Origin of the sequence: Pseudomonas sp. SIMBA_068, assembly GCF_046534705.1 — a bacterium.
In the GTDB taxonomy this organism is placed as follows: domain Bacteria; phylum Pseudomonadota; class Gammaproteobacteria; order Pseudomonadales; family Pseudomonadaceae; genus Aquipseudomonas; species Aquipseudomonas putida.
In genome coordinates, this window is record NZ_JAWRYI010000011.1 from 59,453 (window position 1) to 71,382 (window position 11,930).

Sequence of the window (11,930 nt, forward strand, 5' to 3'; positions counted from 1 at the left end):
GCACAAGTGCGCTATCTCTGTGGGAGCGGGCATGCCCGCTCCCACAGGGGCCGTAGAGATCTTGTGAGCAGTGTTCACTGCTCGACAGCGTAGTCTAGGAAGTATGCGCCGGGTCCACCTTGGCTTCCCGGTGATTGGCCCAGTACTGGATCAGCTCGCGCAACTGCGACAGCTCGACCGGCTTGGCCATGTGGCCGTCCATGCCCGCCAGACGGGCGCGTTCCTTGTGTTCTGTAAGAATGTGCGCGGTCAGTGCCACCACCGGGGTGCGCTGGCGCTGGTTGGCGGTTTCCCAGGCGCGCAGCTGCTGGGTGGCCGAGAAACCGTCCAGAATCGGCATTTCGCAGTCCATCAGCACCAGGTCATAGCGCTGGTTTTTCATCGCCTGCAGGGCCTCTTCGCCATTGCACGCGGTGTCGGGCTCAAGGTTCAGCTTGCCAAGCATGCCGCGTATCACCTTGGTGGAAATGCTGTTGTCTTCGGCAACCAGCACGCGGAAGTCGCCGGGCAGGTCCAGTGCCTGCGGGACACCGGGCAGGCTGGCCGGCACTGCCTGATCGCGGCCGCGTTGGGCCAGTTCTTCGGCCAGGGTGGTTTTCAGCGTGTAGCCGGCCACCGGCTTGGCAAGTATCCGCTTCACCCCGGCATTGCGTGCGATGACCTTGCTCGGCGCATTGCTGATGCCGGTGAGCATCACCACCAGGATGTCGTGGTTCAGGCTCGGGTCTTCCTTGATCTTGGCGGCCAGCTGCATGCCGGTCATGCCGGGCATGTTCTGGTCCAGCAGCACCGCGTCGAAGTAGTCGCGCAGGTGGGCCTTGGTGCGCAGAAGGGCCAGGGCTTCCTTGCCTGATGGCACTGCGCTGACATTCATGCCCCACGCGCTGCATTGTTGCACCAGCACCTTGCGGCAGGTGTCATTGTCGTCCACCACCAGCACGCGGGCATCGCGCAGCGGGCTGTCGAGGTCGGTCGGTGGCTGTTCCAGGCGAGAAGGGTCCAGCGGCAGGGTCAACCACAGGGTGTTGCCCATGCCGGTGCTGCTCTTGATGCCGAACTCGCCCTGCATCAGGCCGATCAGCTGTTTGGCGATGACCAACCCAAGGTGGCCACCCAGCTTGTTGCTGGACAGGAAGTGGTGGCTGTGCAACTCGGCCTGCAACAAGGCTTCACGGTCTGCGGCGGCCAACGGCTCGCCGCTGTCCTGCACGGCGATGCGCAGGCGCGGTAGCTCACCCCGTTGGTCCAGTGCCACGACCAGCAGGATCTCGCCCTGGTCGGTGTTTTTCAGGGCGTTTTCCAGCAGGCTCGACAAGGCTTGGCGCAGGCGTGTCGGGTCGCCGCTGATCACCCGCGGTACTTGCGGCTGGGTAAAGCTGATCAGCTCGATGTTCTGCTGCTCGGCCTTGGCGCGGAAGATGTTCAGGCAGTCCTCGATCAGCGCGTTGAGGTCGAACTGCACGTCATCCAGTTCGATCTGCCGGGACTCCAGCTTGGAAATGTCGAGAATCTCGTTGATCAGCGTCAGCAGCTCGTTGCCGGCGCTGTGGATTGTCTGCACGTAGTCACGTTGTTTGACGGACAGCGGTGTGCCCAGCAGCAGCTCGGTCATGCCCAGCACGCCGTTCATGGGGGTGCGGATTTCGTGGCTGATCTTGGCCAGGAACTCGGCCTTGGCGTTTATTTCGGCATCGCTGGCGGCCAGGGCGCGGCTGGCGCTGAAGCGCTCCTCGCTCATGCGGCGCAGGCGCTCGCTGACTGCCAGGTTGAGCAGCAGGCCGCTGGCCACGGCCAGCCCCAGCAGGACGCACAGCAGCCAAGGCGTCGAGGTGCGGGTCAGGCCCAGCAGTGCCGGCAGCAGCACCAGGCCGCCCAGGTTGAACACCACCATGGCCAGGCTGAACAGGCGCCCAGGCGCGTAACCCCGGTACCAGTGGTAGCTGCTGACCAGCAGCATGCTCACGCTGCCCAACGCCATCAGGGCGTAGGTCATCAGGTTGAGGGGGAGGGTGTCGACAAACAACAGCACCAGCCCGCTGACCCCCACCACCAGCATTTCGCCCTGCAGCAGGCGGTTAAGCCGGGGTGAGTTGCACGGGTTGAAGAAGTGTTGGGTGAAATACAGCCCCGCCAGGCCGGCCAGTACCAGAGTCAGGTAGGCGGCCGGGGTTTGCGCGTTGTGCCAGACGTGCCACCAGGGGCCGCTGAGGTTCAGCAGGATCAGGCCGCTGAGCAGCATCAGGCCGTGGTACAACGCCAGGATCAGGGTGGTGGTGGAGCGGCTGTAGAGGAAGCGGATCAGGTTGTGCAGGATCAACATGACCAGGCCGCCGAACAGCATGCCGAACAACAGTGGCTGGCTCTGGTCCGAGGCGGCTACGGCCGCAGGTTCCAGGCTGATGGCTGGGCGCAACTGGTGCTCGGAGACCAGGCGCAGGTAGATGTCCAGCGGTTGCTTGCTGTTGGGCAGGGGCAGTACATGGTCGCTGCCACGCAGGGTCGGGCTGGCATTGCCGGCCTGGCGCCCGTGGTGCAGCTGACGCAGAAGTTGGTCGCCTTCGAGGGCGTAGAGATCAAGGCCAGACAGGTCGGGGGCGAATACCCGTAGCAGTTGCTCCTGGTCGCCTGGTTCCAGGCGGTAGTGCAGCCACAAGGCCTGTTCCGGCGGGGCGGCATCCAGCTCGGTAAGCACCAGCGGGCTGAACTGGTTGCGGTAGCGCTCCGAGCGTACATCGCTCAGTTGCAGGTTGGCCTGTTCGTCGAGCAAAACGGTCCAGCCTGCGTCATGTTCGGCTGCAGCCGGGAACATGCAGAGCAGGGTCAGCAAGGTGACGATCAGAGCTGAGGCAATCCGAAGCCGACGCACTACGAGATCCCTTCTTAGCCGATGTGCCGGGTACTAACTATGCGCGGCGCGCCAAGTCGAAGGCAAGGCCCGTGCCGGGCCTTGTCGACGAGCCGGATGCCGTGCGCCGGGCGGTTGACAGCCCTGGGCGGCACGGCGTTCCGGTAATGCTTACTGCTGGTGCTCACCGCGCTCGCGGGCAATGGCCCGGTAGCCGATGTCATTGCGGTAGAAGCTACCGTTCCAGCTTACTTCCCTGGCCAGGCGGTAAGCCTGCTGCTGCGCATCGGCAACCGTGCTGCCCATTGCCGTGGCGCACAGCACGCGCCCGCCGTTGGTGGCCACTTGGCCGTCCTTGAGCGAAGTACCGGCATGGAATACCTTGCCTTCGATCTTGGCTGCTGCGTCCAGGCCACTGATCACGTCGCCCTTGGCGTAGTCGCCCGGGTAACCGCCAGCCGCCAGCACAACGCCCAGGCTCGGGCGTGGGTCCCACTGGGCTTCGACCTTGTCCAGCGCCTTGGCGAAGGCGGCTTCGATCAGCAGCACCAGGCTCGACTCCAGGCGCAGCATGACTGGCTGGGTCTCTGGGTCGCCGAAGCGGCAGTTGAACTCGATGACCTTGGGGTTGCCTGCCTTGTCGATCATCAGGCCAGCATAGAGGAAGCCGGTGTAGACGTTGCCTTCCTCGGCCATGCCGCGCACGGTTGGCCAGATTACCTGGTCCATCACGCGCTGGTGGACGTCGGCGGTAACGACCGGGGCAGGGGAGTAGGCACCCATGCCGCCCGTGTTCGGGCCGGTGTCCTGGTCGCCGACGCGCTTGTGGTCCTGGCTGGTGGCCATGGGCAGCACGTTGTGGCCGTCGACCATGACGATGAAGCTGGCTTCTTCGCCGTCGAGGAACTCTTCGATCACCACACGCGAACCGGCTTCACCGAAGGCGTTGCCGGCCAGCATGTCACGCACGGCGGCTTCGGCTTCTTCGAGGGTCATGGCGACGATCACGCCTTTGCCCGCAGCCAGGCCGTCGGCCTTGATCACGATCGGCGCACCTTTTTCCTGCAGGTAGGCCAGCGCCGGCTCGATTTCGGTGAAGTTCTGGTAGTCGGCGGTCGGGATCTTGTGACGCGCCAGGAAGTCCTTGGTGAAGGCCTTGGAGCCTTCCAGCTGGGCCGCACCCTTGGTTGGGCCGAAGCAGTCCAGGCCACGGCTGCGGAACAGGTCGACCACACCGATGACCAGCGGTGCTTCCGGGCCGACGATGGTCAGGTCGACGTTCTTCTCGGCGAAATCGGCCAGTTGTTCCAGGGCGCACACGTCGATGGCGACGTTCTCGCACTTGGCTTCAATGGCGGTACCCGCGTTGCCTGGGGCAACGAAGACTTTCTCGACGCGTGGGTCCTGGGCAACTTTCCAGGCCAGGGCGTGCTCACGGCCGCCGCTGCCGATGATCAAAACTTTCATGTCAAAACCTCGAATTCTTTCGGGCGCAAAGCGAAGCCTCACGCTGTACGAGGTCGCAATGAAGCAGGTAGATGCAAGGCGGGGCCGGTTCCGATGAGCGGAGTTGCCTTCTGGCAATGAGCATCAGCGGAACCGGCCCCAACGCAGCAGATGCCTGCTTCAGTGCGGCCGATTGCCGTAAATCAGTGGCGGAAGTGGCGCATACCGGTGAACACCATCGCGATACCTGCCTCATCGGCAGCGGCAATGACTTCGGCATCACGCATCGAGCCACCCGGCTGGATCACGGCGCTGATACCCACTTTAGCCGCATTGTCGATGCCATCACGGAACGGGAAGAACGCATCCGATGCCATGACCGCGCCCTGCACTTGCAGGCCAGCATGCTCGGCCTTGATTGCAGCAATGCGGGCGGAGTTGACGCGGCTCATCTGGCCAGCGCCGACGCCGATGGTCTGGCGCTGCTTGGCGTAGACAATGGCGTTGGACTTGACGAACTTGGCCACTTTCCAGGCAAACACCAGGTCGTGGACTTCTTGCTCGGTCGGGGCACGCTTGGTGACGATCTTCAGGTCGTCTGCGGTGATCATGCCGATATCGCGGCTTTGCACCAGCAGGCCACCGTTGACGCGCTTGAAGTCCCAACCGGCAGCGCGCTCAGCTGGCCACTCGCCGCACTCCAGCAGGCGTACGTTCTGCTTGGCAGCTACCACGTCGCGGGCGGCCTGGGAGATTTTCGGGGCGATGATCACTTCGACGAACTGGCGCTCGACGATGGCCTTGGCGGTTTCGCCGTCCAGTTCGCGGTTGAAGGCAATGATGCCGCCGAAGGCCGACTCGGTGTCGGTGGCGTAGGCCAGGTCGTAGGCCTTGCGGATGCCGCCTTCGTCTTCAGGCACAACGGCCACGCCGCACGGGTTGGCGTGCTTGACGATGACACAGGCTGGCTTGACGAAGCTCTTCACGCACTCCAGTGCGGCGTCGGTGTCGGCCACGTTGTTGAACGACAACTCCTTGCCCTGCAGCTGGGTGGCGGTGGAAATGCTGGCTTCGCCTTTTTTGGCTTCTACGTAGAACGCCGCGCTCTGGTGCGGGTTCTCGCCGTAGCGCATTTCCTGGGCCTTGACGAACTGGCTGTTGAAGGTGCGCGGGAATTCGCTGCGTGCGGAAGTCGAAAGGGTGTCCTTGGCCTGGTCGATGGTGCCCATGTAGTTGGCGATCATGCCGTCATAGGCAGCAGTGTGCTCGAACGCCTTGAGCATCAGGTCGAAGCGCTGGGCGTAGGTCAGGCCGCCGGCCTTGAGGCCTTCGACGATGCCGGCGTAGTCGCTGGCGTTGACCACGATGGCGACGTCTTTGTGGTTCTTGGCTGCCGAACGGACCATGGTCGGGCCGCCGATGTCGATGTTCTCGATGGCGGTCGGCAGGTCACAGCCAGGCTTGGAAATGGTGGCTTCGAACGGGTACAGGTTGACCGCAACCAGGTCGATCGGCTTGATGCCGTGCTCGTTCATGATGACGTCGTCGGTGCCGCGACGGCCGAGGATGCCACCGTGGATTTTCGGGTGCAGGGTCTTGACCCGGCCATCCATCATTTCGGCAAAGCCGGTGTAGTCGGCCACTTCCACCGCGTTCACGCCATTGTCCTTCAGCAGCTTGTAGGTGCCGCCGGTGGACAGGATCTCGACACCGAGCTGCTGCAGCTCACGGGCGAATTCGAGGATACCGGTCTTGTCGGAGACGCTGATCAGGGCGCGGCGGACTGGCAGGCGGGTAGTCTGGTCGGTCATTTCGGGTTCCAATAACGCGGTGGAGTCTGCAAAAAAGGCGCCTCTGTTCAGGGAGCCGCCTTTTCTGGTTGGGATTCTGGCTTACAGCAAGTCGTACTGCTTGAGCTTCTTGCGCAGGGTGCCTCGGTTCAGCCCGAGCATCTCGCTGGCCTTGGTCTGGTTGCCCTTCACGTAGTTCATCACGCTTTCGAGCAGTGGCGCCTCCACTTCGGAGAGCACCAGGTTGTACACGTCCGTCACGGTCGCGCCTTCCAGGTGGGCGAAGTAGTTGTGCAGCGCCTTCTCGACGCTGTCGCGAAGGGTCTGGCCCTCTTCGCTCGGCGTGTTGAGGTGCTGTTTCAGGTTGGCGTTGTCGCTCACGGGCGTTGTTCCACTCACAAAATTCTCGGTCATCATCGTCATGCGGCCACCCCTTGTCCGTCCTCTGTCTCAAGGCTCTGTCGACGCTCGCTGAAAAACGCACGAACGTTGGCGCACTGCGCTTGTGTCTCTTCCAAAGCGTTGAACCGGGAGCGAAACTCCTTGCCGCCGGGTCGTGTTGCCAGGTACCAGCCAACGTGCTTGCGGGCGATACGTACGCCCATCACATCGCCATAAAAGGCATGCAACGCGGCCAGGTGCTCCAGCAGGATGCGTTCCACTTCGTCCAGTTGCGGCGCTGGCAGGTATTCGCCAGTGCGCAGGTAATGCTCGATCTCGCGAAAGATCCATGGCCGCCCCTGGGCAGCCCGGCCGATCAACAGGCCGTCGACCCCGGTGGCATCCAGCACCGCCCGGGCCTTTTCTGGCGAAGTGATATCGCCATTGGCAAAGACCGGGATAGACACCGCTTGCTTGATGGCCGCGATGGTGTCGTATTCGGCTTCGCCGGTGTACAGGTCGGCGCGTGTGCGGCCATGCACCGCCAGCGCCTGGATGCCGGCCTGTTCGGCGATCTTCGCCACGTTCAGGCCGTTCTTGTTTGCCCGGTCCCAACCGGTGCGGATCTTCAGGGTCACCGGGACGTCCACAGCGCCGACCACGGCGTTGAGGATCTCGCTGACCAAGGCTTCATCTCTCAATAAAGCAGAGCCTGCAGCTTTGTTGCAGACTTTTTTTGCCGGGCAGCCCATGTTGATGTCGATGATCTGGGCACCCGCCTCGACGTTGGCCTTTGCTGCCGCAGCCATCATCTGCGCATCACCACCGGCGATCTGCACCGAGCGTGGCTCGGGATCACCTTCATGGATGCGGCGCAGGCTCGACTTGCGGCTGTTCCACAGGCTCATGTCGCTGGAGACCATCTCCGACACCACCATGCCCGCGCCCAGACGCTTGCAAAGTGTACGGAAAGGCTGGTCCGTGACCCCGGCCATGGGCGCGAGGATCAGGTTGTTACGTAGTGTGTATGGGCCGATGCGTACCGCCGACATAGGTGATCCCTGTTGTGGGGCCGAATCTTGGAGTTCGAAAAAGGGTGGGCATGATACCCGCTCTCGGTGACCGGATAAAGATGGATTTGGATAAAATCTGAACAGTTGTCGGCTTATGACTTTTGGTATGAGCCAAGACCCGGGTATCGCGCGGACCCCTGTGGGAGCGGGCGCGCCCGCGAAGCAGACGCCGCGGTGCATGGCACGGGCTTTGCCCGTGTTCGCGGGCATGCCCGCTCCCACAGGGTTGTGCTGACTATTCCGGCGAGCGGAAGCTGAGGCTGTAGTTCACGGCCTTTGGCCCCGGGTCGAGGATGTCCAGGGCGATATGGATGGGCGTCTGGCTTGGCATGTCGCCACGCCCGGCCAACTCGCCGGACAGGTACTCGCTGGGCTTGAAGCGCCGGCTGGCGATCAGCTGGCCATTGAGGTCGGCAAAACGCAGTTCCAGCAGCGGGAACGGTTGGGCGAACGGTGCACGGTTGTAGATGATCGCATCGACGATCAGTGCGCCCTTGAAGTCCGGGTGGCTGCGCACCACCAGGTTGCTGCTCTTGATTCTTGCGATATCGACGCGGGTCGGCACCTGGCACCCGACGATCGGGCAAATTTGCTGGAAGATCGGCCGGTACTGGTCCTGGCGGGCCATTTCGTCGAAGTGGAACCACACATACTGGAATGCCAGCAGGCCAGCGGCCAGCAGGGTCAGGAAGCCCCACAGCAGGCGCTTGCCCCAGTTGGGCGCGGGTTTTTCCCAGCCCAGTTGCAGCGGGTCGTCCACCACATCGACCAGCGGCTCCTTGCGCGCCGGGCGCTCGGGCTTGCTGGCAAGGCCGGGCTCCAGGCGTTCACCCGGCAGCGGCTCGACAGGGTCGTCGTCGCGCGCCGACAGGTGCAGCGCCAGCGGTTCATCGTCGCGGGCGCTCAGGCCTTTTTCCGGGATTTCGTCATCACGGGTGCGCAGCGGTTCGCTGAAGGCGGGCTGGTCGTCGATTTCAGCTGCGCGGTGTACGGGCGGCTCGTCATCGATGTCCAGGTCAAGGTTACGGCCCAGGGTCGGCTCGGTGCGCTCGCCGGGTACGGGCTCCAGGTCCAGCTCCAGCGGCTGCGGCTCCAGCAACACAGGTGCGGGCTCTGCCGGCGTTTGCGGCTCGAAGGGCTCATCGGTGGCGTTGCCGAACAGGTCGTCCGCATGCTCGTCCGGGTGCAGTTCGTCACGGCGCGCCTGCAGCCCGCCATCCAGGTTGGCGGGGCGTGCCGGGGCCGGCTGGCCGCGCCGCTCCAGGCGTGCCAGTTCCTGGTCGAGGTCGAGTGCGTCCAGCGCCTGGGCGGTCAGGGCCCAGTCCTCGTCAGGCGTGATGCTGCGCTCGCGGGTGACAGGCTCGGGGGTAACCGGCGGCTCGACCACTGGCTCGGCAGGTGCCGCTGGCACAGGCGCCGCTACCGGCACCTCAGGTGCGCTGGCGCGGTTCTGCTCCAGCAGTTGCTTGGCGGCATTGAACACCTGCAGGCAATGGCCGCAGCGAACCACGCCGCGGGCCACGCTCAACTGGTGGTGGGTGACGCGAAAGCTGGTCTGGCAATGCGGGCACTGGGTGACGAAACTGTCGGTCATGCGGCAATCCGGGAGCTATGCAGAGAGATATTCTAGGCCCGCTTAGCGGCGGCGACCACTGATGCGCACCCAGCCGTCGCGGACGACGATCGGGTCCAGCTCGAAGTCGGCGGCGTAGGCCGCGGCCACCTCCTCGCCCTGTTCGGCCAGAATGCCGGACAGTGCCAGCAGGCCACCAGGGCGCACCAGGCCGGACAACTGCGGCGCCAGCGACACCAGCGGGCCAGCGAGGATGTTGGCGACCAGCACGTCTGCCTGCATGGCCGGCATGTGCTCGGGCAGGTACAGGGCCAGCTTGTCATCGGCGATGCCGTTGCGCTGGGCATTGTCGCGCGAAGCCTCGATGGCCTGCACGTCGATGTCGGTACCGACTGCTTCACGGGCGCCCAGCAGCAGCGAGGCGATGGCCAGGATGCCCGAGCCGCAGCCGAAGTCCAGCACCTGGGTGCCTTCGAGTTGCTGGCCGTCGAGCCATTCCAGGCACAGGGCCGTGGTGGGGTGGGTGCCGGTGCCGAAGGCCAGGCCCGGGTCCAGCAGCAGGTTGACGGCGTCCTTTTCCGGGGCCTCGTGCCAGCTTGGCACGATCCACAGGCGGCGGCCGAAACGCATGGGCTGGAAGTTGTCCATCCAGCTGCGCTCCCAGTCCTGGTCCTCGATCACTTCAGCCTGGTGCTGTGGCAGCTCGGCGCCGGTCAGCAGGCGCAGGTGAGCAAACACCTGCTCGGGCTCGGCATCGGCCTCGAACAGGGCCAGCAGGTGGGTGTGCGACCACAGCGGGGTGGTGTTGAGGTCTGGTTCGAAGATCGGTTGATCTTCGGCGTCCATGAACGTGACCGAGACGGCGCCTACTTCGAGCAGGGCATCTTCGTAGGTTTCGGCTTGTTCCGGGCTGATGGCCAGGCGTACTTGCAGCCAGGGCATGGCGGGCACCTTTGGTAAATCGACAGGGGCAGCCCTAGGCTGCGCGGAGGCTGGCAGTCTACGCGAGTGCGGAAGATTTGTGGATCGGGGGCTGCTGTGCAGCCCATTCGCAGCACAAGGCTGCTCCTACATGAGATCGCATACCCCTGTAGGAGCAGCCTTGTGCTGCGAATGGGGCGCGTAGCGCCCCCGGGGATAAATCAGACGAAACAGAGCGAGAGCGACTCAGCTATATAAGCAGGCTTCTCTTCACCCTCGATTTCCAGCGTGGCAATCGCCTTGAGCAACCACTGCCCCGGCTTTTTCTCCACCACTTCGGCCAGGTCCACTTTCAGCCGAACCTGGCTGTTGACCTTGACCGGCTGAATGAACCGTACGCTGTCCAGCCCATAGTTCACCACCATCTTCAGCCCTTCTGGGAGGACCAGGATGTCCTCGATCAGCTTGGGGATCAGTGACAATGTCAGGAAGCCGTGGGCAATGGTGCCGCCAAACGGGGTTTTGGCCGCCTTTTCAGGGTCGACATGGATGAACTGGAAATCGCCCGTCGCCTCGGCGAACAGGTTGATGCGCTGCTGGTCGATTTTCAGCCAGTCGGAGCGGCCCAGTTCCTTACCAACATATTGCGAAAGCTCTGTAACCGGTACATAGGGCATCGCGGACTCTCCAGGTTGTCAGTTGGTACGAAAGTGCAAGATCAGCACGGCGAACCGTTTCAGTCAAGTTGTGTGCTTTTCGGCGAATATCGGTCTATAGCTGCGCGTGCTTATAATGGCGGCCATGCCCGAGGGAGATGCTTATGCTGTTGCGTGGTTTGACCTGGCTGGTGCTGTTCCAGCTGCTGGGGACGGCGATCAATCACCTGTTGGTGCCATTTCTGCCGGGGCCGATCATCGGCCTGGTGCTGCTGTTGTTCTTCCTCATGGCCCGTGGGGAGGTGGGCAAGCCGCTGAACGAGGCGGCCAGCAGCCTGCTGCGATACCTGCCGCTGTTGCTGGTACCGCCAGCAGTGGGGGTGATGGTATATGCCAAGGACATCGCCGCTGACTTCTGGGCGATTGCCGGCGCCTTGCTGATTTCCTGCCTGTTAACGCTGGTGTTTGTTGGTGTGCTGATGCAAAAGCTCATGCATCGCCAGGGCAAGCGCGAGGAGCAGCCATGATGCTCGATTGGCAAGGCGCGCTGAATGCCGTGGTGCACCATCCTCTGTTCGGTATCGGTATTACGCTCGGTGCCTACCAGGTGGTGCTAGCGGCCTACGAGAAAACCCGCTGGATCTTCCTGCAGCCGGTATTGGTGTCGATGTTGCTGGTAATCGGCGTGTTGCTGCTGTGCGGCATCGAATACAGCGAGTACCGCAACAGCACCGAAATCATGAACATCCTGCTGGGCCCCGCCACCGTGGCGCTGGCCGTGCCGCTCTATCTCAACCTGCGGCGTATCCGGCAGCTGTTCTGGCCCACATTTACTACGCTGGTAATCGGGGGGCTGTTCGCCACGCTCTGCTGCCTGTTGCTAGGCTGGTGGTTCGGTGCCGAGCACATGATCCTGATGACCATGGCACCCAAGTCGGTGACCTCGCCAATCGCCATGCTGGTGGCAGAGCAGATTGGCGGTGTGGCGGCGCTGGCGGCAGTGTTCGTACTGATCACCGGGGTGATCGGCGCGATCTTCGGCCCGGCGCTGCTGAGCCGCTTCGGCGTGCACAGCCCTGAGGCGCGCGGCATGTCGTTGGGTGTGACCGCGCATGCGGTGGGTACTTCGGTCGCCCTGCAGGAAGGTGACGAATGCGGCGCTTTTGCCGCGCTGGCGATGAGCTTGATGGGGGTAGCCACGGCAGTCTTTCTGCCGTTGGCGGTCAGCCTGGTGGCTTGAGGAGT

Annotated in this window: 10 protein-coding genes; 2 read left to right on the forward strand and 8 right to left on the reverse strand. The window is 63.5% G+C overall.

The features are described 5' to 3' along the window. Positions 1 to 94: 94 nt before the first annotated feature. The 8 genes from SB756_RS22890 to SB756_RS22925 all read right to left on the reverse strand — a co-directional run bounded on the left by SB756_RS22890 (position 95) and on the right by SB756_RS22925 (position 10,706). Positions 95 to 2,866 (reverse strand): hybrid sensor histidine kinase/response regulator, encoded by a 2,772-nt coding sequence (locus tag SB756_RS22890; protein WP_063422759.1) that lies wholly within the window; start codon positions 2,864 to 2,866, stop codon positions 95 to 97. Between the two features lie 150 nt (positions 2,867 to 3,016). Continuing rightward, positions 3,017 to 4,312, reverse strand: coding sequence for a phosphoribosylamine--glycine ligase (purD, locus tag SB756_RS22895; RefSeq protein WP_410911971.1), 1,296 nt, complete (start codon positions 4,310 to 4,312; stop codon positions 3,017 to 3,019). A gap of 182 nt (positions 4,313 to 4,494) precedes the next feature. After that, positions 4,495 to 6,102: a bifunctional phosphoribosylaminoimidazolecarboxamide formyltransferase/IMP cyclohydrolase gene (gene purH, locus SB756_RS22900; protein WP_410911973.1), complete on the reverse strand. Its 1,608-nt coding sequence runs from the start codon at positions 6,100 to 6,102 to the stop codon at positions 4,495 to 4,497. Between the two features lie 81 nt (positions 6,103 to 6,183). Next, positions 6,184 to 6,504, reverse strand: coding sequence for a DNA-binding transcriptional regulator Fis (gene fis / locus SB756_RS22905; protein ID WP_003249693.1), 321 nt, complete (start codon positions 6,502 to 6,504; stop codon positions 6,184 to 6,186). Next, a complete protein-coding gene (gene dusB, locus SB756_RS22910) occupies positions 6,501 to 7,514 on the reverse strand; it encodes a tRNA dihydrouridine synthase DusB (protein WP_341796875.1) in 1,014 nt (337 codons plus the stop codon). Before dusB ends, fis begins: the two co-directional genes overlap by 4 nt. Positions 7,515 to 7,770: 256 nt before the next feature. Next, positions 7,771 to 9,129: a DUF3426 domain-containing protein gene (locus tag SB756_RS22915; protein ID WP_341796874.1), complete on the reverse strand. Its 1,359-nt coding sequence runs from the start codon at positions 9,127 to 9,129 to the stop codon at positions 7,771 to 7,773. 42 nt (positions 9,130 to 9,171) lie between these two features. Then, positions 9,172 to 10,050, reverse strand: a complete 879-nt coding sequence (prmA, locus tag SB756_RS22920) for a 50S ribosomal protein L11 methyltransferase (RefSeq protein WP_341796873.1) — start codon at positions 10,048 to 10,050, stop codon at positions 9,172 to 9,174. A 200-nt stretch (positions 10,051 to 10,250) separates the two neighbouring features. After that, entirely contained in the window at positions 10,251 to 10,706 is a 456-nt protein-coding gene (locus SB756_RS22925) for a MaoC family dehydratase (protein WP_174370692.1), read from the reverse strand. A gap of 143 nt (positions 10,707 to 10,849) precedes the next feature. Between SB756_RS22925 and SB756_RS22930 the strand changes: the two genes are divergently transcribed. Together SB756_RS22930 and SB756_RS22935 are read left to right on the forward strand one after the other, a co-directional pair. Then, positions 10,850 to 11,212, forward strand: a complete 363-nt coding sequence (locus SB756_RS22930) for a CidA/LrgA family protein (protein WP_341796872.1) — start codon at positions 10,850 to 10,852, stop codon at positions 11,210 to 11,212. After that, a complete protein-coding gene (locus tag SB756_RS22935; RefSeq protein ID WP_341796871.1) occupies positions 11,209 to 11,925 on the forward strand; it encodes an LrgB family protein in 717 nt (238 codons plus the stop codon). Before SB756_RS22930 ends, SB756_RS22935 begins: the two co-directional genes overlap by 4 nt. Positions 11,926 to 11,930: the final 5 nt, after the last annotated feature.